We start from the raw sequence: 23,695 nt of genomic DNA on the forward strand, positions 1-23,695 counted from the left end.
GAGGCTTGTCACCGGTTTTGCCGGCTTCGGCAAGGCGGCCGCGGCGGGGGGGCGGGCTCAGGCGTCGTCGAACGCGAGCTTCTCGGCCGGATACTCGAGCATCAGCGCGCGGCGCTCGGGCGAGTTGTCCCACTCGCCGACCTTCGTGTAGCCGCCGGCGACGTCCAGCACCTCCACGACCCGCCCGATGGTCGGGATGCTCTTGAAATGCTGCGGCCAGCCGGAGGCGAAGTAGAAGACCTGCTCGATGTGCTCGGAGAGCTGGCAGACCCCCGGCCCGAACGTGCCGAGCCCGAAGACGAGGTAGCGCCCGTTCATCAGCGCCGCGACGTCGTCGATGAGGGTGCCGCTCTGGGTCGTCAGCGGCACGCCGATCTCGGCGATCCAGGCTTCCAGCACCGGGATCACCGGGTTCAGCCGGTTCTCGAACACCATCTTGATCCGGGTGATGCGGCCCTCCGCCAGGAGCCGCCGGATCACCATCTGGTAGAAGGCGAGCGGCGGCTGCGGGTAGGTCGGCGCCACCCAGGTGCTGAAGATGTCCCCCGAGCGGATGTGGATCAGCAGCTCGTCGTCGGGCTTGGCGGGGATCTCCGCCGGCAGACGGTTGAACAGCGGCCGGATGCAGGTCCGCACGATGTCCCGTGTCTCGTCGGGGCCTAGGGTGCCGGCGAGCTGCTGGATGCCGAGGTCGAAATACATCCCCGACAGGAAGGCGCCCCCCTTCGGCAGCGGCTCCGAGCCGGGGATGAAGGTAAGGCCGCCGCAGGTCAGCGGGCCGGTCAGGCCGATCACCTCGCTCCGGTCGGCGGCCGGGAGCTTGATGTATTTCAGGTTCAGGTTGCGGGCGATGCCGATGGCGAGCAGCAGCTGGATCAGGCAGTTGCCGAAGGCGCCGCACTCGTAGAGCGCGAGCCCGACCAGGGCGCGGGAGCGCGGCCGCTCGGCGCCGACGAGGCGGTAGGAGACGTAAACGTTCGCGCCGGGCCGCTCGTCGGCCATGTCGAAGGGCACGTCGAGCACGCGCCGCAGGGCGATGAGGTCGAAATCCGCCCGGTCGCACAGCACCCGCGCCTCCGGCGGCGCCCCTCCGGCGGGGCCGTCCGGGGTGACGCGGACGTGGCGCGCCCAGGCGCCCTCCCCGGTGGCGAGCACCAGGGTCGCGGGCCCGCCCCGGGCCGCGTCGAGGTCGGCCGCGCGCCAGGCCTGCCCGTCGTCGGAGAGGGCGAGGCGCGGCGGCGAAGCCGAGGTGGCCGCGATCTCGACGCGGCGGATCGGGCAGCGGAAGCCGAGATCGACCTGGAAGCCCGGTGCGCCGGCCGGGTGATCGGTCGCGCCGGCCGCGGCGTCCGCGCGGTGCCAGGGCCGGCCGAACGCCGCATCGATCAGGTCGCCGTTCATCGCGTCTCGCGGTGCGAAGGGAGCGGTCCGGGGCCCGTGCCCCGACCCCCACTCTGTCGAGGCGGGCGCCCGGGTCCCGTCACCCGGGCGTGCGCGGGCGGGCGCCGGCGCCCGTGGGCTAGCCGTCGAGCCCGAGCATCAGCCCCAGATTCTGCACGGCCGCCCCGGAGGCGCCCTTGCCGAGATTGTCGAGGCGCGCGACCAGCACCGCCTGCCCGTGCTCGGCCGAGCCGAACACGCGCAGCTCCAGCCGGTCGGTGTCATTGAGATCCTCCGGCTCGATCTTCTCGCGGTGCGCGCCGGTGGCGGCGCCCGGCACGACCTGCACCAGGGGCTGCCCGGCGTACCAGTCGCGCAGGGCCGCCTCGAGGTCGGAGGCGCTGGGCCGGCCCGGCAGGGTCTCGAGGTGGAGCGGCACGCTCACCAGCATGCCCTGCCGGAAGTTGCCCACCGACGGCACGAAGATCGGCCGCCGGGTGAGCCCGCTGTAGCGCTGCAGCTCCGGCAGGTGCTTGTGGGCGAAGCCGAGACCGTAGAGCTGGAACGGCGGCGCCGTGCCCTGCTCGTAGGCCTCGATCATGCTCTTGCCGCCGCCGCTGTAGCCGCTGACCGCGTTGACGCTGATCGGGTGGTCGGCCGGGATCAGGCCGCCCTCCACCAGCGGCCGCAGGAGCGCGACGCCGCCGGTCGGGTAGCAGCCGGGATTGGCGACCCGCCGGGCGCGCGCCACCGCCGCCCCCTGCTCCCGGGTCAGCTCCGGGAAGCCGTAGGTCCAGCCCTCCGCGACCCGGTGGGCGGTGCTGGCGTCGAGGACGCGGGGGCCGCCGCCGGGCAGGCTGTCGGCCAGCGCCACGGTCTCCTTGGCGGCCTCGTCCGGCAGGCAGAGCACGACGAGGTCGACCTCGGCGAGCAGGGCGCGCTTCGCCGCCGGATCCTTGCGGTGCTCCGGCGCGATGCTGCGCAGGGCAACCCGCCCGTCGCGCTCCAGGCGCTCGCGGATGCCGAGACCGGTGGTGCCGGCCTCGCCGTCGATGAACACGGTGGGCTTCGTCGCGCCTGCGCCAGACATCGCTCGTCTCGCTCTCTCGAATGTGCCTCGCCGCCCGAGTCGGGCACCGCGGCCGGGGATCAGGTGCGCGCGGTGCGACAGCCTGTCAACGGCCGTGCCGCGGCCTGAAAACGCGAAAGGGCGGCCCCCGCAGGAGCCGCCCTCTCCGTGACACCGGTGTGACCGGGTGTCTTAACGCTTGGAGAACTGGAAGCTGCGGCGGGCCTTCTTGCGGCCGTACTTCTTGCGCTCGACCACGCGGGCGTCGCGGGTGAGGAAGCCCTCACGCTTCAGCGGGGCGCGCAGCTCCGGCTCGTAGTAGGTCAGGGCCTTCGACAGGCCGTGGCGCACCGCGCCGGCCTGGCCGGAGAGGCCGCCGCCCGCCACCGTGACGGTGATGTCGTACTGGTCGACGCGGCCGGCGATCTCCAGCGGCTGGCGCAGGATCATGCGCAGCACCGGGCGGGCGAAGTAGGTCTCCACCGGGCGCTTGTTGATCGTGACCGTGCCGTTGCCGGGCTTGATCCAGACGCGGGCGACCGCGTCCTTGCGCTTGCCGGTGGCGTAGGCGCGGCCCTGCGCGTCCAGCTTCTGGACGTGGACGGGGGCCTCGTTGGCGGGATCGACCGCGCCGGTGTTCGACCGGTTGAGGTCGGCGAGGGACTGCAGGGTCGCCATGATCAAGCGCTCACGTTCTTGCGGTTGAGGGCGCCGACGTCGAGCGCCTGCGGCTGCTGGGCCTCATGCGGGTGCTCGGTGCCCTTGTAGACGCGGAGATTGCCGAGGATCTGGCGGAAGAGCGGGCCGCGGGGCAGCATGCGCTCGACGGCCTTCTCCACCACGCGCTCGGGGAACCGGCCCTCGAGGATGAACTTGGCAGTCCGCTCCTTGATGCCGCCCGGATAGCCGGTGTGGTAGAAATAGCTCTTCTGATTGTACTTACGCCCGGTGAACTTCACCTTCTCGGCGTTGATGACGATGACGTTGTCGCCGCAATCGACGTGGGGCGTGTAGGCGGCCTTGTGCTTGCCGCGCAGGCGCATCGCCACGATCGACGCGAGGCGGCCGACGACGAGGCCCTCCGCGTCGATCACGATCCACTTCTTGTCGACCTCGGCGGGCTTCAGCGAGGTGGTCTTCATAGCCAAATCCCAGGGGTTCCGACGGACCGGACCCCGACGCGTCGGGATCCGCGGACATCGGGGTGCCGAAAAACGAGCCGCCGCGTGGGGCACACGCGGCGGCGGTGCCGGGTGCATAGACGGCCCCGGACGCTGGGTCAACAGGGAAGTTCAAGATCCCGGAAAAGCTATTTTGTTCAGCGTGTTGGCGGTTGAGGTACCAGAGTACCGCTAGCCGTCTGAGCGCCGGCCCCGCTCCGCGATGGTCAGCTTCTGGACGCCCCTGGCCGCCAGCACCGGCTTCCGGGCGCTGAGGATCCGGGAGTTCACGCCGGTCCAGCCGATCTCGCCGGAGAGCCGGCCGTACTCGATCTTGGGGCAGCGGTTCATGATCACCGTCAGTCCGCGCGCCTCGGCCCGGGCGGCGGCCGCGTCGTCGCGCACGCCGAGCTGCATCCAGATCATCTTCGGCGGCGGCGTCAGCGCCAGCGCCTCGTCGACCAGCGGCCCGGCGGCGGCGGAGTTGCGGAAGATCTCGACCATGTCGAGCGGCTGGTCGCCCAGCCCGGCCTGGACTTCGGCGAGGGAGGCGGCCACCCGGCGCCCGAGCAGGTCCTGGCCGGCGAGGCCGGGATTGACCGGCGTCACGGCGTAGCCCCGGTCGAGCAGGTATTTCAGGACGATCCAGCTCGGGCGCGCCGGATTTGCCGAGGCGCCCACCAGCGCGATCGTGCGCGTGCCGTTCAGGATCGTGCGGATCTGCGCGTCGGGGTAGCGGGTGTGCCGCTCCGCGAGCGCTGCCGCGTCGCTGGGCGCGGGTGGCCGGTTCTCGTGGCCGGTCTCGTCCATGGCGTCTTCCCTCGTCGTCCGGATGATCGCGGGTCGTGTCGCGCTTCTCGCCGCGTTCTGTGCCGCGTTTCTGGCCGCGCGTCGCGCCGCTGTCGCGGCCCCGGCGCGGCCGCCGTCACAGCCACCGTCACAGCCGCCAGACCTCGTAGCCCAGCCGCGCGAACGGCGCCTTCTCGAAGAGTGCCTTCACGTCCACGATCAGGCCGCCGGGCTTCACCCGGGCGGCGATCGCCTCCGGGCCGAGTCGGGCGTAGTCGCGGTGCGGGACCGCGATCACGGCCGCGTCGGCCTCGGTGGGCAGGTCGGCCCAGTCGACGAGGGCGATGCCGTACTCGGCCCGGGCCTCCGCCGCGCCGGCGCGGGGATCGTGGACCGACACGGCGCAGCCGAATTCCTCCAGCTCCCGCACGAGGTCGGCGACCTTCGAGTTGCGCAGGTCGGCGCAGTTCTCCTTGAAGGTCAGGCCGAGGACGATGACCCGCGCCCGCCCGGTCCCGCCGCGCCGGACGATCCGCTTCACCGTGCTGCGGGCGACGTGGGCCGCCATGCTGTCGTTGATCCGCCGCCCGGCCAGGATCACCTGCGGGTGGTAGCCGATCATCGCGGCCTTGTGGGTCAGGTAGTACGGGTCGACGCCGATGCAGTGGCCGCCGACCAGCCCGGGGCGGAACGGCAGGAAGTTCCACTTGGTCCCCGCCGCCGCGAGGACCTCCTGGGTGTCGAGGTCGAGCTTGTCGAAGATCAGCGACAGCTCGTTCATGAGCGCGATGTTCAGGTCGCGCTGGGTGTTCTCGATGACCTTGGCGGCCTCGGCGACCCGGATGGACGAGGCGGCGTGGAGCCCCGCCTCGATGATCGACCCGTAGAGGGCCTTGAGCCGCTCCAGGGTCTCGGGGGTGTCGCCGGCGACGATCTTCACCACCCGGGCGAGGCTGTGCTCCCGGTCGCCCGGGTTGATCCGCTCGGGCGAGTAGCCGACGAAGAAATCCGTCTTCCAGCGCAGGCCCGAGGCGCGCTCCAGGACCGGGATGCAGACCTCCTCGGTGGCCCCGGGATAGACCGTGGATTCGAACACCACGGTCGCGCCCGGCCGCATGTGCCGGCCGACGAGGTCCGAGGCCCGGATCAGCAGGTCGAAATCGGGGCACTGGGCCGCGTCCACCGGGGTCGGGACCGTGACGACGATCACGTCCGCCGCGCCCAGCGCGGTCGGGTCGTCGGTGATCGCGAGGTGCGCGGCGGCCCGGAACGCCTCCGCGTCGATCTCCCCGGCCGGGTCGTGCCCGGCCCGGTAGGCCGCCACCTTGTCGGCGGCGCGCTCGTAGCCGATCGTGGCCCGCCCCCGGCCGAACGCCAGGGCGAGCGGGAGCCCGACATAGCCCAGGCCGACGATCGCCACGCTGTCCGCCGAGCGGTCCGCCGGGCCTTCCCCTGAGCCGTCTGCCGCTCCGTCAGCCACGCCGGATCCCTCTGCGGGCTCGGAGGGCGCCGATGACGATCCGGCCGCCGGGCGCGTATAGGGGCGGTCCGCGCCGGCGTCGACTCGCCTCGGCCCGCGCGGTGCGCGGCCCCGGACCGCTTACGGGGCGAGACCATGGGGCGTGACGATGCCTGATCTCCGCTGGACCGAGGGGCCGGTCCACTGCACCGACCTCGTCGACGGGACCGGAAAGGTCTTCGGCTACGTCGGTCCCTGCGCCGCGGGCACCCGCGGCTACGTCGTCCAGTCCGGGTCGGAATGGCCGCCGCGCCCCGCCGCCTTCGCCGATCACCCCGCGGCCGCGGCGGCCCGCGCCTGGGTCGAGGCCGCCGTGTCCGCGCGCGCCTTCCGGCCCGTCCGCATCCTCCGGGAGGACGTTGCTCGGGAGGACGGCGCGCCGGAGGCCTGATCGCCCGGCGTGGTTCAGGAACTCGTCAGGTTCGCTCGGCTTTGGTGTGGCGTGGAGTGGAGTGGAGGCGCCCGATGGCCGAAATCTGCATCACGGAAGACCAGAACGGACGGTGGACCGTCTACACCGCCGGACTGGTGGTGACGGACCTGACGCGCGAGGCCGCCGAGGCCTTCGCGGCGAGCTACCGCCGCGTCACGGCCGGCTGAGCGGCGGGCCCTCCGACACCCCGGAGCCCGAACGCGCGGCCCCCGGGAGCGCCGGCGCGCTCGGGCTCCGGGGCGCGTCGTGCTATGAGGCCCGCCGAGCCCCGATCGCCCTGTCGCGGGCAATGAGGTCGATCACCATGCGCCTGTTCCTGCTCGCCGCCGCCCTGCTGGCGCTGCCCGCCCCCGCCTCGGCGCTCTGCCGCTGCACGTGCATCCGGGGCGAGATGAAGGCGATCTGCCAGGAAACCGACCTCACGGTGCCGATCTGCCAGGGTCTCTGCGAGACCACGATCCGGCAGGAGCGGGTCATCATCCCGCTGGCCGGCGGCCGGCAGGCCTTCGAGCCGGCCCAGTCGACCAACCCCGCGCCGGGCGGCCTCGTGTCCCCCGATCTCAGCCTGGACACCAACCCGAACGGCACCCAGCTGGGCACGCCGAGCCAGCTCTCCGGCAGTGTCGGGTCGAGCCTCTCCTCCGGCAGCGGCCGCTGAGCCACGAAAAAGCCCCGCGCGGCGGGTGCCGGCGGGGCTGAAGGTTGAGGACGCCCGGTGCGTTACGCCGAGCGACTGCGCCTAGAGTAACACCATTCTGCGGGATGGGAAGCTCCGGCGAAGAAAAATCAAGACTCTTTTCGGTCGATCGCCCTCGGGTAAACGGAAAAGTCCCCGCTCGGCTGGGCCGGGCGGGGTCTATCGCGGCGGGTGCGCGGCGGGAGGCCGCGCGTATCCTTGGTCCGGGACCTGTCCGACTTAGGACTGGGTCTTCAGGTAGGCGATGAGGTCGTTGATCTTCTTGTCGTCCGCGATGCCCTGGAAGATCATCTTGTTGCCGGGCACCTTCGCCTTCGGGTTCTTCAGCCACTCGTGCAGGTTGGCCTCGTCCCAGGTGATGCCCGAGTTCTTCAGGGCGGCCGAGTAGTTGTAGCCCTCGTAGGTGCCCGCCTTGCGGCCGACGACGCCCTTCAGATCGGGGCCCACGCCGTTCTTCTGGAAGTTGTGGCACGCCTTGCAGGGGGCGAACGCCTTCTCGCCGGCGGCGGCGTCACCGGCCTCCTGGGCCTGCGCGGCGAAAGGCAGGACGACGGCGAGAACTGCGCCGATTGCGAGCATACGCATGTATAAACCCCAATCCAGAAGATAAGCTTCGCGGTTTTGGCAGAAAAAACGCGCGATGCAAGCGAAAAAATCTGAGCCTGAGCGCAGATTATATTGCGCGCTGTCTCACATCATCTCGAAAACCGTGCCGGCCGCGGTGCAGCCCTTCGGGTCCGGTCGCCGCCCGTTGGCGGTCCGCCGCCCGCGCACGGCCCGTCGCGCCCGCAGAGGGACACGGACGGGGACGGCGAACCTGAGAACTCTTCCAAGTTTGGCATGTCGGGATGTTGACGTGCGCCGAGGCACGATAATCCGCCCCGCGCCGGAAAATCCGTCTCGCCCGGGGAGCCGAGGACGGCGCGCACGAGAAAGGGCCCGCCGCGGCGAGCCCTGCCGAGTCCCTGGACGGGCGCGCGACGCTAGGCGGCGAGCGGCAGCCGGATCGCCGGCGGGCGGGGCTCCGGCACCGCGGTGGCCCGCGCCATCGCGGCGCCGGCATTCCACGCCGCCGGCGCCGCGACCCACGCGGCGAGGATCGTCGTCTCCAGGATGCGGGGCGCCGCCGTCAGCGGGCGGGGTATCGTCGGTCGTTGGTTGATCATGACGGCTCCGCGGCTTGCTCCGAGGGCCATGCGCCCGAATGGTTACCGCCGAGTCTCCGCCGGGACGGCGCGCGCAGATGTGATGCGCCGGCCGTCACCCGCGATGGCCCTGCGCCTTTAGAAGCCATCACATCCCGACAGCTGGTGGGATCGATGATCGAGCGGAGCCGTCAGCGCCGAGAATCCGTTCGCTTATTCAACCCAGATTGGCGAAGGGAACGGGATTCGAATACAGTTGGTCTTGCATGTAAGCTGTTGCGAGAAAATTCGATATCAGATGCCATGCACCATGTTGGACATGATGATGGACGTTGTATCGGGGTCCCGATGCTCGCCCCTGCCCGCTCGAGCGGGAGGCTTCGCCGGCCTACCGGGGCCGCTGGCATCCATCCTGATCGCAGACAGAGATCCCCGTCTCGGCTAACATCGTGCACGGCTTCTTCGGTGGCTCGCGGACCGCACCGTATCGGCCGTTCATCCACTCTTTGACGGATCGCTCCGAGCAGGCGGGCGGGAATTTCTCGGACCGAGCCCGAGACGGTGCGGTGGGCAAGGCCGAGATGGCGAGTGTCAGGACGACTTCGGTCATGGACACCGCTCCGGATTCATAGGGGGACATTGGCTCGCATAGTTGCCCGTCTCCGAACTGCGCGAGGCCGCCGCGGACACCGACCAGAAGATTGACGCCGCGGTCGAGGCGGGACTGGCCGATCTTGCAACCGAGGTTTACCCGCTCGCGAAGGGCTGGGCCCTCAACCTCGTCGAGACGCTCCGCGCGAACACGCGCGCGTCCGAAGCGCTCACCGGGGACGAGGCCGCCTGGAAACGCAACATGGTCCGGACCGAGATCCTGCTGGCGCACCCGGTGAAGGGATGAGCGCGGATGACCCCGACCGCTCTCGGACGGATGGCCGCGACCCCGGCGACCAGACCGGCTCACGGTCTGGAGGCATGCAGGCTCAACGGCTGGGCTGGGCTGGGCTGGGCTGGGCCTGTACGTCTCGGCGCTGATCGCCCTCGTACACCGGCACTCCAGGTGGTCGAGCCGATCGAGGAAGCGGGGAGCGACGATTCCAAACTTGCGCATCAACGTGCCGCGATCCAGTTCACGATGCGGCAGCCGGACAGCTTCGAGCGCTGTAAGCTATAATTGTTAGTCCACGCATAACTATCTTAATCTGTCAATATAACTCCTTGCCGATCGACGCAAACTGGGCACGAACTGACGAGCAACCGATTTTATACCCAGATCGTCTCCGGATTTTCGGAGAATCCAGTTGTCTATCATCCGTCGCATAACTTCGGGCGGGTATGAGGCATCGAACATACCGGCAGTCCCGTCCGCCTCATAGCGGGCTGCAAGCCATGAACCGGCTGGCGGTGCGATACGCTTCCAGATCCCCAAACGATCTACGATGTTATTCCAGAGATGCACAGAGAAACTCTCTTTACATCTCGACTCACACCAATCGCGCTCCGAAGGGAGGAAGACGCGCCAAAAGTCGTTATGACTGATCGGGAAAAAGTCATTCGGTGGGTGCGCCACTCTTCGAATTGATTGTTCACCGAATATCTCAGTAAGGAGTCTCGGTCCCGTTTCTCCCCATATAAGATCTCGATCTTTCGCCTTATCTACTTTATTCAAAATCAGATCTAATTTTTCGCCAGGGTTCAGGCGCATTATCGCACCGCATATGCTGGTAGGACTTTCCATCGCGATGATTTCTGTCGCAACTTCGAAATCCAACGGCCGCAGCATCAGCATATCGGCGTCAATCCAGATATGAGACGTTCGATCGAACAAATTATACCGGAAAAAATCTGAAAAGTGACTCAGATTTGGCCTGCCATCGTAGATGAATCGCTGCACCATGTCCTGAGGAGCGATTTCGGAAGCGTCTCCAGTTTTCAGTTCACCCGGCAATGTCCCCAAGTTGTGGTATGAATAAACGGTCACAGAGTATCCTCGGCGGACAACTGAACAGAGGCAGGCCTGCTCGAACGCAGATAGTGGTGATCCATGCCAGAAAGTCGCGAATGTGATCAACTTTCGCCTCCATCTCAAATCTATAAGCCATTACTATAAAAACCTAACGACCGATCATGTCGTTTGCTCGCATTAACCCAATTAACAACAACGTTCCGCACATAAGGGCATGTAATCGATGTGAAGTCAAGCATTGTATCTGGCACAAAAGTCATAAATAGCAATATTCATTGGAAGTAATTAGCCTTAGAAATATATTGAAGTTTTTCAATGCAACTATTTCGGAACCCGAGTGAAGTCGGATAATCCCAAGCTGCGATAAAGGGGCGATGAATTTGAAGGCAGGAAGGATCGATGTTTTCTTTGATATTCGTGAAAATGCGTTCTACGAATTCAGCTCCGTGATTGCGGCGATCGAATACTTCGACTCACGCTGCGCGCCGAATGGGGCGGCTCCATCCAATTCAAGCCCAGCTGAGGCGCTCAGCCCGGCGGCACCCGCGCCGCGTCACAGAGTGTCCGCACGCCGAGGGCGGGGCAGCGTCCCTGTTGTCCTCTCCCCGTAAGGTGGCCCGGCGCCTGATGCGCCGGCTCCACAGCTACGCGCGGCGCTTAGGCCTCGACGACGCCGTTGCCGTGAAATCTTCGAGCGCGTCGTCACCGATATGCCGAACGCCGACGACATTCATCTCCTGCAGCGGCGCGCAAGATCTCGGTAGAGCGGGTTGGATAAGCTTCAGAGAGGTGAGACGAATCGGATAATTCCGCCGCCGGATGGGTACTGGGCAGGTGGCGCAGGCATATCGCGTCAACGCGGTGAGGTCGATGTATCGGGACTGTTGCTATGTCGGACAGGCAGCAGAAAGGGCGTCGTCCCCGTGCGGTACTAGCTCAAGACCGCCGAGCAAGATCACGACCTGGATTCGCTGTTCATCCGGCGGTCCGAGTTCCTATGGCACATCTGGTGAAGCCTCAATGATACGCGGACCGCGGAGGCTGACGAGCGGGAACTGCGGCGATGCTACCATATTCGGCTGTCGGCCGGAGTATATAAAGTAATCGCGCTTCACAAAGGTGTTAAAATATGCATATCGTTACAATCTGACGCGCAGGAACTTGATCCATCGATATCGGAGGCGCTCAAGCATGTCTATGACTGCGATCGGGAACAGCTATGGGACCGATAAGGCTACGACGAAGGGGAACATGCATGCTTACACATGCCTGTACGATGTACTCTTCGGACAGTTGCGCGGCAAAGCCATTAACCTGATGGAGATCGGCCTCAATATGGGCGGCCCGGAACTGGGAGGCAGTGCGAGCCGAAAGGTTCAGGACGTTCCTTCAGTTAGAATGTGGCGGGAGTTTTTCCCTCGTTCCCACGTGTTCGGCGTCGATATTTCCGATTTTTCAGCCTATCAGAATGACCATTTCACATTTTTCAGAGCCGATTGCGGGAATATCGTAGATCTGAGAAGAGTCGTTTCAGGTGCTCCTCAGTGCGATATTATAATCGATGACGGATCGCACGCATCGTATCATCAGCAGATTACATTCCTTGAGTTGTTCAAAATTTTGAAGAGCGGAGGGATCTATATCATAGAGGATCTGGATTGGCAGCCTACCGAGTACGAGGCCGAACTTCCCAGAGTGCCGAAGACACGCGATCTCCTCTCTGGCTTCATCAGAACAGGCTCGTTCAACGACACCGGAACCATACCGGAAAGCCATTGGTCTGGCCTCAGAAACGAGATCGAGAATGTGATGCTCGTCGAAGCAGCGAAGCTGAACGAGATGGGTGGTATATATAACCGATTGAACTCAATCAGTGCGGAGTACTACGATCGAGATACACATCCCGCGATGTTCTCTGCGCGACATATGAAGCAATCGGCTCTGCGGGGGATCGATTTTCTTCGATCCTTGGCAGGAAACGCTTTGTCTGCGCGCAACACCGTGAAAGTGGCAATTATCCAAAAGCGACATACGGCGATCTAGAGAGCTATCCGTTTGCGCTGTTCCACTATCTGCGGCAGCGAGGACGGCACGGTGCTCACATGGCTCGAGCAGTCCAGCAGGTGGCGTCGCAGCGAATCGGCGGCCAGGGCTTAGACCAGTCCATCCTTCGGCGGGGCTGCCAGCGTCTTCCCGGCTCGGGTTCACCAACTTCGAGAAGGCTAAGGCCGCGGCCGACGCTCGCGCCTCGGACACGAAGGTCCGGTCGGATCCCATCACCGTCAGATGCTCCGCATCGAGCAGCACGCAGGTCCACAGGTGGCGACCGGCGGATCGGATCTCGAAGTGCGCGACTGGCTCGGTGTGCGAGTGGACATACCAACATCCTGCGCCCGAGAAGGCCTGAAGCCTCGACGGCTTGGCTGACGCAACATCCTGCGCCGGCTCATATCGGATTTGCCCCGACATCCTCGAACATCACACCCCGGGTCAGCTGCGCCTCTTGGCCGCGAACTCCCAGACCGGCCGGCCGCAGGTCTGCCCGGGCATCGTCCAGTAGTCGGAGAACCGGTCGAACAGGATCCGCTCGGCCCCGCCCCGATCTGCTCACGGGGCGGGGGAGCGCCTGATCTCACCAGCAAGTGAGCCGAGCCGATACGCAACTCGGCTCGGCATCAGGATGGCCGCCGGCGGTTCCGAGCGGTGCGGATGCCGGCAGGCGAGCCATCCCGAGCTGGGATTTCAGGCACTGAAATGCGCCGAGCGAAGGCGCGGCGTTGTTGATCACCGAGGCGGGGTGGGAGCATCTGGCCGAGATTGACGCGAGCGAGCCAGGCGCCCCTGCGAAGCTTGGCAGCGAGGCTGAGGGCAAAAAGAAGCCCCCACGGCGGCAGCCGGCGGGCTCGAGGCATCGGATAACGGGTCGCCGCCCAATCAGTACGGTTGCGGACCTATCGTTGCCGAATGATACCGAAAGGCGACATCCGTTCAGACGCAGTCCCGGGCAAGACTCGACGCGACGACTCACTTCAGGTGGCAATCGTCTAGATTGATTAGACGGCAGCCGTAGAGTGTTGCATGCCTCCTTTCGGCCTGACCCTTCCTCTCCGGATTATCACGGAGACAGAGGATCTTAGGGTTATGGATGCCGCCGACAGGATCGTCGCAAAGATCCCGATCTGCGAGGACAGAAGTCGCCGTGCGGTTATGAAACGGCTGTCGCCAGCGGGCGGGGCCGAGGCTGCCAAGGTCATCCGGCAAGCGCTGACCGATACGACGGCCGCGTGCCGGGACTGGTGAGCGGGCACGAGAGAGCCGCCGCGGCTGGGGCCGGGCGGTTTGAGGTGGTCGTCACGGACCATGGTTAGACCCGCGACAGGGCCGGCGGTTCCGATCAGCCGGGCGGCGCGGGCGGATCCTCCGGGGCGGTCCGGTTTGACCTTGCCCCCTGTTCGCCCCCGTTCATAACCAGAGTCCGCTCCGGTTCTGGTCCTGTTTGGACCTGGTTGCAAACGCGTTCGGGGTGAGCCCGCCGAGGCTCGTATGGGGGCGGCAGGTGTCGTAATCGACCCGCCACGCTTCAAGGATGGTCCGGGCCGCCGGCAGGCTCCGGAAGAGATGCTCGTTGAGGCACGCGTCGCGCAAGCGTCCGTTCAAGCTTTCAACGAAGCCGCTCTGCTGCGGCTTGCCGGGCGCGATGTAGTGCCACTCGACTGCACGCTCCTTCTGCCAGCGCAGGATGGCATGCGAGGTCAACGCGGTGCCGCTGTCCGAGACGATCATCAGCGGCTTGACCCGGCCCGCGATGATCCGGTCGACTTCGCGTGCGGCGCGCTGGCCGGATAGCGACGTGTCGACCGCCAGCGCCAGGCACTCCCGCGTGCAGTCGTCGACCACGACGACGATGCGGAAGCGGCGCCCATCAACGAGCGTGTCGGAGACGAAGTCGAGGCTCCTGCGCTGGTTCGGCTCTTGCGGCACGGCGACCGGTGCCCGCGTGCCGAGGGCTCGTTTGCGCCCACCCCGCCTGCGCACCGACAGCCGCTCCTCCCGATAGAGGCGGAACAGCTTCTTGTGTTCAGCGTGAGACCCTCCCGCCGCAACAGGATGAGCAGGCGTCGGTACGAAACCCATCCTCGCCCTGGTCAGCGGCGCCAACCGCGGCATCGGGCCCGCCATCGCCACGGGCCTCGCCCGTCCGGGCACGCAGGTGCTGCTCGGATGCCGCGACCTCGGCAAGGGCGAGGCCGCCTGCAACGCCCTGCGGGCGGAGGGGCTGCCGGTTCGCCCGGTCGAGCTGGACACCACCTCGGCGGCAAGCGTGACGCGTCTCGCCGAGATGATCCAGCAGGGCTACGGCCATCTCGACGCCTTGGTGAACAATGCCGGCATCGGCGTGGATCACGACCCGATGCTCACCGCCGCGGACAGCCTGCGGCGGACCATGTCGGTCAACGTCCTCCGGCCGCTCCTGCTAACCGGCGCGATGGTGCCCCTGCTCAAGCGTCGGGGCGCGGCCGCATCGTCAACGTCTCGTCCGAGTTGGCGTCGTTCGGTCTGCGGTCAGACCCGAACTGGGCATTCGCCGGTTTCGCGATGCCGATCTATCAGGCGTCGAAGGCCGCCCTAAACTCCCTGACCTTGAGCTACGCGGTGCAGCTTCGGGACAAGGGGATCAAGGTCAACTCGATCTGCCCCGGCTACACGGCCACAGAAGCGACGAACTACGCCAGCACCCGCACGCCCGATCAGGCGGCAGTGGTCGCGATCCAGTACGCGCTGCTCGGCGAGGACAGCCCGACCGGCAGCTTCGCGAACGACCAGGGCGCATTGCCTTGGTGAGCACCGCAGGCCTTCAGCAAAGACGCTTACACATGGCGATGCGAGGGTCTCGACACCATTGAAGCGGGCAAGAAGGTGTTGTCCGCTCTGACGCCTCGCCGCCTGAGAGCGGACTGACGATAAATCACCCGGAGCGGCCTGCCCGATAACGACCTATGTCAGTCGCCCGCACCACCGCGGGCGCTTCCCGGAAGCGGACATTCGTCTCCGTCCGGCAGCCTCGGATCGGCGTGATAGGCGCGGGATGTGGGCCTCAGTATTTCAAGCCTGTATCGCACAGCACGGTCACGGCGATTGCGTCGGCTGGAAGGCGTCCAGACGACAACACCATCGCGGCCGCCGGCAACATGGACCGGTTGCAGGCCGCAGGCCGACAATATCCGGCAGCTCGACGCGACCACCGATCTCCCGGCGCGCACGGCGCTCCAGACCCGGCTCGCCCAGGGCGAGGCGGCGCTCGCCGAGAAGCGCGTCGCGCTCACCCGATCCGAGGCCGGCCTCCAGCCCGCCGAGATGGAGACCGGCTCGCGCGAGCGGCAGCGCATCCTCAACGACGCCCTGACCGCCGAGCAGGGGCTGCACGAATCCCGCTGCGCTCGCCCGGCGCAGCTCCCGGCCCGCCGCGTCGTGATCCAGCGTCAGCGCGCCGTGCCCGGCGATCTCCAGCCCCGTCAGCGCCCCCGGCGGGTCGTACCGGCTCTCCACCCGGCCGCCGAGCCCCACCCGCTCCACGCGGTTGCCGCAGCAATCGTACCGGCTCTCGACCCGACGCCCGTCCACCGTCTCGGCCACCACCCGGCCGAGAGTGTCCCATTCCAGCAGTACCTCCGACCCGCCCCCGCGCGCCGCAACCAGCTGCCCGGCCCCGTCATAGGCGAAAGTCGTCACCTGCGGCTCGGCCGCCCCTGGCACCGTCACGGTCTCACCCGTCAGCAGCCCCGAGGCGTCGTGCGCGTAGAGCGTGCGCGTGCCGTCCGCCGCGAGCTTCTCGGTCAGCCGCCCGGCCCGGTCGTACGCGTAGCGCGTGCGCAGGCCGTCGACGTCGGTCTCGGCCACCACCCGCCCGGCCGCGTCGCGCTCGAACGTCCAGGCGCCCGAGCTGGTTCTCCACCCGCTCCAGCCGGCCCAGCCCGTCATGGCTGAAGCGCAGGCGCCCGCCCTTCGGGTCCTCGATCTCGGCGAGCAGTCCGTAGGCGCCGGTGCGCTCGACCGTCCGGCGCCCCTCGCCGTCGACCCGCTCCACCCGCGTCCCGGACCGGTCCCGGGTCAGGCGGCTGACCACCCCGTCCGGCCGCGTTGCGCGGCTCGGCTGCCAGAACCCGGCCGTGCCCGCCTCGTAGGCGAAGCGCGTCACCCCGCCCAGCGGATCCTCCACCGCCACCACCCGCCCGAAGGCGTCCCGGGCGAACCGGGTCAGCCCGCCCCGGAAGTCGCGGATCCCCGACAGCCGCCCGTGCGCGTCGTAGGCCCGCCGCTCGATCAGCCCGTCGTGGCGCATCAGCGCCACCGGCCGCTCGGCGGCGTCCAGGGTGATGTCGGTGCGGTGGCACAGCGGGTCGGTCACCGAGACGAGGTTGCCGCGTTCGTCGGTGCCGTAGACCCACGACCGCCCGAGCGGGTCGAGCACGTGCTGCAGGTTGCCATCCGCGTCGTGGTCGGTGCGGGTCTCCCGCCCCTCCGGGTCGGTCACCGAAGCCACCCGGCCGTAGGCGTCGGAGCGGTATGCGGTGCGGCCGCCCTCGGCGTCGACCTCGGCCGGCTTCTCGCCGGCCGCGATCCAGATCTGCTCGCTGCGATTGCCGTCGGCATCCTCCTCGGCGATGACCAGCCCGCCGGGCCCGTAATGGTACCAGCGCCGCTGGAAACGTTGTCGGCCGCGTTCACCAGGCCGGCCCAACCCGTGACCTACATGGCGACTCCGACCGGTATACCGGCGACCGTTCCCTCCGCAGCCGCTCCGCCCAAGATCAAGCCAGCTGAACCCAGTCCCTCCGCGACGCCGCCGGCGGCCTAATCGGGCCGATCGTCCTCGCATGCTCGGCCACCCACTCGCCGACCGCGTCCCAACCCTTCCGCAACCAGCTACGATCATCCTCGGGATTTTGGCTCTGGGCAGAACCACCCTGGGGGGGCACGGCTGAACGGCCGCGGCTCAGCACGATATCGCCGTCGGTATTGCCGCCGCTTGAGGAACGCGGGCTAATTTTTACAGGACGCATTCACTGGCACGCTCGACGCGATCGGCTAGAGCCGTGCCCGCTCAGGTAGCAACGGCCAAGTCGGTATCGTAACCGGCGGCAGCGATGCAGTTGCGGCATTCGTCGGCTGTGAAGCGAGCGAAGGCCTGCCGGATGGTGTGCCATAGGTCTGGGACAGTGCGGGCCGCCGCGATTCGGAGCAGGCCCTTCAACTTGGCGAAGATCTGCTCGATTGGATTAAAATCCGGGCTGTAGGGCCGAAGGTAGAGCAAACTCGCACCGGCAGCCTCGATGGCCTCGCGCACACCCGTCACCTTGTGGGCCTGCAGGTTGTCGAGGATGACGGTATCGCCGGGCCTGAGCACGGGCACGAGCGTGTCGGTGACGTAGGTCCGGAAGCGTGCGCCGTTGGTGGCGCCGTCGAACAGGGTGGTGGCACACAGCCCATCGCTGCGCAGGGCGGCGGTGATGGTGGTGGTCTTGTAGTGTCCGTGCGGGACGGCGAGGCGACAGCGCTCACCGCGCGGGGCTCGACCGTAGCGGCGCGCCATGTTGGTGGCCGCAGCCGTCTCGTCGAGGAAGACCAGCCTGTCGGGATCGAGGGCGTCCTGGTTCTCGAACCAAGCCTCGCGAGCGGCCCTTACGTCCTCGCGCGCCTGCTCGGCAGCGTGGATCGCCCCTTTTTACGGGTGATGCCGTGCCGGGCGAAGAAGCGGGACAAGCTGCTCGTGCTGGTCTGCACGCCGCGCTCGGCCAAGGCGTCGCGCAACTCGTGCAGGAAGATCGCCGACTGCGCCTCGTAGGTCGTCAGGATCAGTTCGGCCTGCGCCTCGATCTGGTGCGAGGCATGATCGCCACCCGACGGCTTGGGCGTGAGCTGCCCATCCTGGCGGAACTGTTCCGACCAGCGACTGGCACTGGACACGCTGACACCGAACCGGGTTGCCGCCTGATGACAGGAGGCCCCCTCCGAAATGGCGGAGACGACACGCTGGCGTAGATCGACGGACAACGGTGAAGGCATCGGCATGCTCCTTCACCCCTCAACGTCTCAGAGCCCGAGCCGTCCCAACACGCTCGGGCGCAGCTCTAAGATGATCCCTTGGCCGCTGGCCTTCCACGCGCCAAAAGGCCAGCGGCCATCGTAAGATTGGCTCATGACGCCGGAGCGATTCGACAGCTGTCTCTAACATGGAACATATTGACGGAGCCAATTATTGGCAAAAATCGTTGATGAATTCCTCGTTCAACTGTTAGTAATTGCTAACTCATTTCATCAGCATCTACACGAAGAACGCGATCGGTTGTAACGCCGATACCATTCTTTATGATCGCAAAAGATGGGTTGGTGTCATTTGAAAAAAATAACTTCAAAAAGAAAGTACAGTCACCGTCTATACCGAGCCCGTCATAGGCGGAAAACGTCAGATTGTAGTTATCTCTATCGATGTGGACCTTGCGTGTTTCGGAAACCGTCCCGACGTCTATAAAATCTCCGCGGACCTCAAATGGGATCTGCACGGCCCATAGGCATAGATCGTCGAGTACAAATTTTTCGTTGCTGTAGATCTGTATCCGGCATACACCGTCGTGATCTGGGACTCCGAAAGACACGTCACCGGGGGAAAATAAAAATCCCTGAGCTACGTGGTCGTCAGTCCATTCATATGCCTTCGGAGGACGTTCAAAGACGACAACTTGTGCATGTGTTACAGTTACATTAAATTCTGTGATCAGCATATTTACGGCCCCGTGGTTATCGTTACCTTACAGCCCTCATCGGCACGAGTTGGTGTATTCATTTGTGCTTTAAGCTGCTGCCCAGCGCTTCGATTGTCCGATAACGGAACATACTTGACACTCGCGTTGGTGCTCTCGACAAATGTCGCAGGCGGATACTCGTCCCGATCATATAATGAGATGGGCGGCAAGCCTGATCTTCTCATATTTGCCGCTCGCCTCTGGTTCGTGCCCGGCCTATCAAGCGTCAACTCTCTAGGCTGTCCCGAAGCTTGAGCAACCTCAATATGCTTGGCCGCCAGCGGTGAACGTGATCGCGAGATTACAACGGTTCTTCTGCAATTATTTCTTTTTGAGCTGCGTGTGATTCGAATGGTCTGCAATGCGCCTGCTGTCGCCAAGCCGGCAGCAATCGCAGCCTCCAGCCTTTTCTTCGCATCTGGATCGCCTTGTCCAGCCGCTCCTACAGTTCCGGGATGCGTGCGTTCCATCTTGGCAACTGACCGCGCCACACTCTCGTTGCGTGGGCCAGACCATGGAACATCCCAATAGCTCATCGGAGCCATATTCTTTGCCCACACGTATGCGCGCGCGGCAAGGACATCATTTGTGTTCTGTAGATTTAGATCGAGTTGCTGAGCAGCATTCTGGATAGCCCTGTCTTCGCGAAGAACGTCGAGTTCGTGCAGAGCTATTCCCCCGACTACCGCGCCTGCTGCAAGGCCGGGCTTCGGTATGGAAATCGCCTCGCCGCCGATGGGAACAGCATCGGTCATCGTGCCAGCACCCGCTTGCGCAAGCCTTAGCGTTGGTGCGACCTTCACTCGCCTCAGCGCCGGATAGCTGTTGATGTCCCTTAGGTGAGTGAGCTTTCCGAAAGTATTTCTGTTATTCATCCACAGTTCGTCACTGTGGCTCACCACGCCCTTGTCTTCGATCCTTGCCGTCGAGGAGTATGTCTTTGGCTCACACGTCCCACCGTGTGTGCCCGATAGAACCCCGCCGCCAGTCCCCGCTTCGTCACCATAGCAAGCCTTGATCAGCGAACTGCTCACGTATGAGGGTTCGTCGTTCTGCCGGACGCTCGCGACCGTGCAGGCGCCCTCGATCTGTCCCTGAGTATGGATCCGGTACGGCACGATCGCCTGAGGCGAGCGGCACCAATCCATCGCGGTCGACACCACGATCCCGTCGCGCGTGGTGCGTGCGCCCTCCCGCGGCAGGCTCATACGGCCTCTCCCCCATCCCGCAGCCCGTGCTCGCCCGAGATCGGCAGGCCCGCCGCCTGCCCGGCCGGCACCGCCTCCAGTCCCGCGCCCAGATACGCCGGGCACCGCGCGATCCAGCCCCGCCAGGTCAGGTCCACCGACCAGGGCGGCGCCTCCGCCCGCAGATCGAGGTGCAGCCCGTCCAGCGTCAGCGCCGCGCGCGCCTCCCGGCCGTCGTTCCAGCTGTGCCGCACCACCGGCACGAACGCCGGCAGCTGGAAGCCGAGCGGCCCGGTCGGCAGCAGCCCGTCCAGGCTCACGCGCGTGCCAGCGGCGAGGCGGCGGACCACGAGCCGCGGCGGCGCCACCTGGAAGAAGCGGTAGTCGAAGTCCGCCGGCATCTGCGGGCAGCGCCCGCGCGCCCACGCCTCGTCCCGGGTGCCGCAGCGCCGCTCCCGCCACGCCCAGAACGGCGGCACCGGGCCGAAGCCTGCCGGTTCCGGCACCGCGAACGCGTCGGTCACCGGCGCGTCCACCGCCTCGATCTGCGGTGCCCGCAGCGCCCGGCCCGCCGGGCTCCAGTCCCGGTGCAGCAGTCCCGGGCCGATCGGGTTGTACGGGCTGCCCCCGCCCTCCGGATCGCCGACGAACCGGCCGCCGGCCGCCAAGCGGTAATCCAGCGGCACCCGCGCGGCCGGCTCGGCCGGGCCGAGCCGCCACGACGACCCGTCCAGCTCCCAGAGCCGCGGCCCGTGCACGCGCAGATCCGTGCGGGCGTTCCCCAGGCCGAGCGACACCTCCCAGGAGGCCGCCGGCCTGCCGCCCGGCGCGTGGGCGCTGCCCAGCACGGTCACGTCCGCGTACGGCCGGTAGCCGACGAGGTCGTTCGCCCGCAGCAGCGGCGTGCGGTGCGGGTCGCCCGCGTAGACGTCGCTCAGCGCGATCGCCTGCCGCTCGGACAGGCGCAGCGCCCCCGACTCGGTCAGCGCGTAGCTCGCCCGCACCGCGACCACCGCCATGACCGCCCCGTCCCGGTGCAGGTCGTCGAAGCCGATCGCCGCCAGCGGCGTGTCGTTGCGCAGCAGCATCGCCCGCCCCTCAGCGCGAGGGGTTCAGGTCGATCACCTTGCCCCAGTGCTTCACCTGCTCGGAGAAGTCGGTGGTCAGGGTCGTGCCGGTGAGCGTGACGTGCCCGTCCTTGTCCAGGGTCAGCGTCGCCTTGCCGACCGTGAGCTGGAACGTCTCGCCGACGTTGATCAGCATCTCCTTGCCGACGTTGATCACGTGCTGCTCGCCGACCGTGACCTGCGCGTCCTTGCCCACCGTCACGGTCTGGTCGACCCCGACGACGGTGTTCTTCATCACCCCGACCTCCTCCGAGGAGGTCAGGCCGACCGTGCGGTTCATGTTCAGGCCGACCGCGAGCTGCTTGTTCTGCGCGATCGTCTCGACGTGGTTGCCGCCGACATCGATCGCCTTGTCGTGGCCGATGCTCTCCGACTGGTCGTGGTCCACCCGCTTGTGCCGGTCGTGGCGCACCTTCACCCGCATGTCCCTCTGCGCGTGGACGAACACCTCCTCGCGGCCCTGCTCGTCCTCGAACCGCAGCTCGTTGAACCCCTCGCCCTTGTGCGTCTTCGACCGGATCGTCATCCGCGTCTTGTTGGCCGGCAGCGGGTACGGCACCGGCTCGCGCGCGTTGTAGGCCCGGCCCGTGATGATCGGCTGGTCGGGATCGCCCTCCAGGAAGTCCACGATCACGTGCTGGCCCACCCGCGGCAGCGCCATCTGGCCCCAGCTCGCCCCCGCCCAGCCCTGGCTCACCCGGATCCAGCACGAGGCCGTGTCGTCCGCCCGCCCCGACCGGTCCCAGGGAAAGCGCACCTTCACCCGGCCGAACGCGTCGCAGTGGATCTCCTCGCCCGCCGGACCGGTCACGATCGCCATCTGCGGGCCCTCGACCCGCGGCTTGGCGGGCGCGTCAGGCCGGTACGGCGTGTCGTGCCGGATCACCCGGAACGACGTGGTCAGGTACGCGCCGCCGTCGCCGGCATCGCCCTCCGCGGCCCCCGGCTGGCTGCCGGCGTGGCTCGCCGCCGCCACCAGGAACCGCCGGTTCAGCGCCGGGTCGGGATGCCCGGTCAGCGCGACCCGGTGCCCCGGCAGCAGCCGCGCGCACCGCCCCGCGCCCTCGCCGTGGCTCGCCTCAGCCCGGAACCCCTCCAGCCGGTAGCGCGTGAACGCCCGGCCGACCGCGTCCGCCTTGTAACGCCCGGGGTAGTCGTACATCTCCAGCTTGCGCGTCAGGCCGTTGAGCGCGCTCGCCTGCGCCCGCGCCTCGAAGTCGTGCACGGGGTTGCGGAAGAAGTGGTCGCGCTGCACCACGTCGGAGGGCGCCACCACCTCCCGCCACGTGAACCGGCCGACATGCGGGCCCTTCACCGTGCCGCCGGGCTCGGCGTTGTACTCGATCGCCTCCGCGCCTGGCGCGTCGGGCGCGAGCTTGGTGGCGTCGGTGAGCACCAGGGTGTGGCCGCCCTCCGCGTGCTCGAAGTGGTAGGCGATGCCCTCCTCGGCCAGCAGCCGCTCGATGAAGGCGAGGTGGGTCTCCCGGTACTGCACGCAGTACTCGCGCGCGGGGTGCGGCTCGGTCAGCGCGAAGCGGTAGGCGGTGACGCCGGTCTCCTCGAGCACCGCCTCGACGATCTCGGGCACGCGCTTCGCCTGGAAGATCCGGCAATCGGCGGCAAAGCGCAGGCGGTGCAGCGCCGGCATGAGCAGGACGGAGTAGCGCGTGTGGTGCGCGCCGGTGTCGCCGCGCTCGGCCAGGGCGAGCACGCCGTGGACGTGGCGGGGCGGGCCGTAGCGGTCGAGCACGGTGAGCCGCGCCGGCTTGTCGAGGAGCGCGGTCAGGTCCAGCCCCGGGTCGGGCGAGGCCAGGGCGATCTCGGCCTGGAACAGGCTCGAGATCGCCTCCTCCAGGCGGAAGCCCGTGACCGCGAGATCGGCGTCCGGCAGGCCGTCGGCGGTGAACGCGAGGGTGAAGTCGCGCTCGACCGCGCTCAGCGGCTGGGTGATCTCGGCGGGCAGGGCGATCATCGGGGAGCCTCGAGGGTGGCGGTCCCGGCCGGCGAGGGCTGGTTCAGGGGGTGCAGCCGGGGACGTGGAGGACGAAGCGCTGCAGCCAGAAGGCGGCGAGCCCCGCGCCCAGGATCGGGCCGAGCCGGGAGTGCGGGCGATTGGGGCCGACCGGGCCGATCAGGCCGAGCCCCGGGCCGAGCGTGAGCAGGCCCAGGAGGATCGGCATCCCGTCCCGGCCGTCCGGCACGGCGCAGAACGCCAGGGCCGGGTGACCGGGCAGGTCGAGGATCAACCCGGTCGGGTCGGCGGAGAACACTTGGATCGCCCGGGCGGTGACCGCGGCGGTCGGCACCAGCGCGAGGTCGCGGGCGCGGTCGCGCCAGCCCGGCCACCGCCCCGGCAACCGGGCGGGGGGCCGGACCATCCGGGCCGGGATCGGCCGCGGCGGGGGATCGGCCGCGGCCGGCTCGT

Annotated in this window: 22 protein-coding genes and 2 pseudogenes; 7 read left to right on the forward strand and 17 right to left on the reverse strand. The window is 67.2% G+C overall.

Features of this window, described 5'->3' with window-relative positions:
• Window positions 1–57: 57 nt before the first annotated feature.
• The 6 genes from ACTJK8_RS10335 to ACTJK8_RS10360 all read right to left on the reverse strand — a co-directional run bounded on the left by ACTJK8_RS10335 (window position 58) and on the right by ACTJK8_RS10360 (window position 5,818).
• On the reverse strand, window positions 58–1,401 hold the full coding sequence (locus ACTJK8_RS10335; RefSeq protein ID WP_440761880.1) for a coagulation factor 5 8 type domain-containing protein: 1,344 nt from the start codon (window positions 1,399–1,401) through the stop codon (window positions 58–60).
• Between the two features lie 118 nt (window positions 1,402–1,519).
• A complete protein-coding gene (argC, locus tag ACTJK8_RS10340) occupies window positions 1,520–2,470 on the reverse strand; it encodes an N-acetyl-gamma-glutamyl-phosphate reductase (protein ID WP_012318177.1) in 951 nt (316 codons plus the stop codon).
• 171 nt (window positions 2,471–2,641) lie between these two features.
• Window positions 2,642–3,127, reverse strand: a complete 486-nt coding sequence (gene rpsI, locus ACTJK8_RS10345) for a 30S ribosomal protein S9 (RefSeq protein WP_012318176.1) — start codon at window positions 3,125–3,127, stop codon at window positions 2,642–2,644.
• Window positions 3,128–3,129: 2 nt separating this feature from the next.
• Window positions 3,130–3,591, reverse strand: a complete 462-nt coding sequence (gene rplM / locus ACTJK8_RS10350) for a 50S ribosomal protein L13 (protein WP_012318175.1) — start codon at window positions 3,589–3,591, stop codon at window positions 3,130–3,132.
• Between the two features lie 210 nt (window positions 3,592–3,801).
• The gene (locus tag ACTJK8_RS10355; RefSeq protein ID WP_440761881.1) at window positions 3,802–4,419 is read right to left on the reverse strand and encodes a CoA-binding protein; all 618 of its coding nucleotides are present in this window, start codon (window positions 4,417–4,419) and stop codon (window positions 3,802–3,804) included.
• Window positions 4,420–4,546: 127 nt separating this feature from the next.
• Window positions 4,547–5,818, reverse strand: coding sequence for a nucleotide sugar dehydrogenase (locus ACTJK8_RS10360; RefSeq protein WP_041372273.1), 1,272 nt, complete (start codon window positions 5,816–5,818; stop codon window positions 4,547–4,549).
• Between the two features lie 208 nt (window positions 5,819–6,026).
• On the opposite strand from ACTJK8_RS10360, the gene ACTJK8_RS10365 reads away from it, so the two are divergent.
• The 3 genes from ACTJK8_RS10365 to ACTJK8_RS10375 all read left to right on the forward strand — a co-directional run bounded on the left by ACTJK8_RS10365 (window position 6,027) and on the right by ACTJK8_RS10375 (window position 7,008).
• Window positions 6,027–6,308 (forward strand): hypothetical protein, encoded by a 282-nt coding sequence (locus ACTJK8_RS10365; RefSeq protein WP_012318172.1) that lies wholly within the window; start codon window positions 6,027–6,029, stop codon window positions 6,306–6,308.
• A 74-nt stretch (window positions 6,309–6,382) separates the two neighbouring features.
• On the forward strand, window positions 6,383–6,517 hold the full coding sequence (locus tag ACTJK8_RS10370) for a hypothetical protein (RefSeq protein WP_020096204.1): 135 nt from the start codon (window positions 6,383–6,385) through the stop codon (window positions 6,515–6,517).
• Between the two features lie 137 nt (window positions 6,518–6,654).
• Window positions 6,655–7,008, forward strand: coding sequence for a hypothetical protein (locus ACTJK8_RS10375; protein WP_234741492.1), 354 nt, complete (start codon window positions 6,655–6,657; stop codon window positions 7,006–7,008).
• Window positions 7,009–7,266: 258 nt separating this feature from the next.
• Here ACTJK8_RS10375 and ACTJK8_RS10380 read toward each other — a convergent pair whose 3' ends face one another.
• The gene (locus tag ACTJK8_RS10380) at window positions 7,267–7,632 is read right to left on the reverse strand and encodes a c-type cytochrome (RefSeq protein ID WP_012318169.1); all 366 of its coding nucleotides are present in this window, start codon (window positions 7,630–7,632) and stop codon (window positions 7,267–7,269) included.
• A gap of 398 nt (window positions 7,633–8,030) precedes the next feature.
• Window positions 8,031–8,213 (reverse strand): hypothetical protein, encoded by a 183-nt coding sequence (locus ACTJK8_RS10385; RefSeq protein ID WP_012318168.1) that lies wholly within the window; start codon window positions 8,211–8,213, stop codon window positions 8,031–8,033.
• 631 nt (window positions 8,214–8,844) lie between these two features.
• On the opposite strand from ACTJK8_RS10385, the gene ACTJK8_RS10390 reads away from it, so the two are divergent.
• The gene (locus ACTJK8_RS10390) at window positions 8,845–9,090 is read left to right on the forward strand and encodes a hypothetical protein (RefSeq protein WP_012318167.1); all 246 of its coding nucleotides are present in this window, start codon (window positions 8,845–8,847) and stop codon (window positions 9,088–9,090) included.
• A 291-nt stretch (window positions 9,091–9,381) separates the two neighbouring features.
• On the opposite strand, the gene ACTJK8_RS10395 is transcribed toward ACTJK8_RS10390, so the two are convergent.
• Entirely contained in the window at window positions 9,382–10,170 is a 789-nt protein-coding gene (locus ACTJK8_RS10395; protein ID WP_440761882.1) for a hypothetical protein, read from the reverse strand.
• A gap of 1,236 nt (window positions 10,171–11,406) precedes the next feature.
• Here ACTJK8_RS10395 and ACTJK8_RS10400 point away from each other — a divergent pair.
• On the forward strand, window positions 11,407–12,198 hold the full coding sequence (locus ACTJK8_RS10400) for a hypothetical protein (protein ID WP_440761883.1): 792 nt from the start codon (window positions 11,407–11,409) through the stop codon (window positions 12,196–12,198).
• Window positions 12,199–13,296: 1,098 nt separating this feature from the next.
• Complete coding sequence (locus tag ACTJK8_RS10405; protein WP_440761884.1) at window positions 13,297–13,455, forward strand: hypothetical protein; 159 nt, start codon at window positions 13,297–13,299, stop codon at window positions 13,453–13,455.
• 162 nt (window positions 13,456–13,617) lie between these two features.
• On the opposite strand, the pseudogene ACTJK8_RS10410 reads toward ACTJK8_RS10405, so the two are convergent.
• Window positions 13,618–14,279, reverse strand: a pseudogene (locus tag ACTJK8_RS10410) (IS3 family transposase); the annotation flags it as partial.
• A 53-nt stretch (window positions 14,280–14,332) separates the two neighbouring features.
• On the opposite strand from ACTJK8_RS10410, the pseudogene ACTJK8_RS10415 reads away from it, so the two are divergent.
• Window positions 14,333–14,997 (forward strand): annotated as a pseudogene (locus ACTJK8_RS10415) (SDR family NAD(P)-dependent oxidoreductase).
• Between the two features lie 922 nt (window positions 14,998–15,919).
• Here the strand turns inward: ACTJK8_RS10415 and ACTJK8_RS10420 are convergent.
• The 7 genes from ACTJK8_RS10420 to ACTJK8_RS10450 all read right to left on the reverse strand — a co-directional run bounded on the left by ACTJK8_RS10420 (window position 15,920) and on the right by ACTJK8_RS10450 (window position 23,648).
• Window positions 15,920–16,894, reverse strand: coding sequence for a hypothetical protein (locus ACTJK8_RS10420; protein ID WP_440761885.1), 975 nt, complete (start codon window positions 16,892–16,894; stop codon window positions 15,920–15,922).
• A gap of 363 nt (window positions 16,895–17,257) precedes the next feature.
• A protein-coding gene (locus tag ACTJK8_RS10425) for an IS630 family transposase (protein ID WP_440761886.1) occupies window positions 17,258–18,219 on the reverse strand; the annotation gives its coding sequence in 2 pieces (ribosomal slippage) (window positions 17,258–17,868 and window positions 17,868–18,219; 963 coding nt in all).
• Window positions 18,220–18,458: 239 nt separating this feature from the next.
• On the reverse strand, window positions 18,459–18,935 hold the full coding sequence (gene comJ, locus ACTJK8_RS10430; protein ID WP_440761887.1) for a competence protein ComJ: 477 nt from the start codon (window positions 18,933–18,935) through the stop codon (window positions 18,459–18,461).
• A 2-nt stretch (window positions 18,936–18,937) separates the two neighbouring features.
• Window positions 18,938–20,164, reverse strand: coding sequence for a PAAR-like domain-containing protein (locus ACTJK8_RS10435; protein WP_440761888.1), 1,227 nt, complete (start codon window positions 20,162–20,164; stop codon window positions 18,938–18,940).
• The gene (locus tag ACTJK8_RS10440; protein ID WP_440761889.1) at window positions 20,161–21,231 is read right to left on the reverse strand and encodes a DUF2169 family type VI secretion system accessory protein; all 1,071 of its coding nucleotides are present in this window, start codon (window positions 21,229–21,231) and stop codon (window positions 20,161–20,163) included. Before ACTJK8_RS10440 ends, ACTJK8_RS10435 begins: the two co-directional genes overlap by 4 nt.
• Window positions 21,232–21,241: 10 nt before the next feature.
• Window positions 21,242–23,242 carry a type VI secretion system Vgr family protein gene (locus ACTJK8_RS10445; protein WP_440761890.1) on the reverse strand — a complete coding sequence of 667 codons (2,001 nt, stop codon included), beginning with the start codon at window positions 23,240–23,242 and terminating at the stop codon, window positions 21,242–21,244.
• A gap of 43 nt (window positions 23,243–23,285) precedes the next feature.
• Window positions 23,286–23,648, reverse strand: a complete 363-nt coding sequence (locus tag ACTJK8_RS10450) for a hypothetical protein (protein ID WP_440761891.1) — start codon at window positions 23,646–23,648, stop codon at window positions 23,286–23,288.
• Window positions 23,649–23,695: the final 47 nt, after the last annotated feature.

The organism is Methylobacterium sp. 22177 (genome assembly GCF_052045615.1).
Classification (GTDB): Bacteria; Pseudomonadota; Alphaproteobacteria; order Rhizobiales; family Beijerinckiaceae; genus Methylobacterium; species Methylobacterium radiotolerans.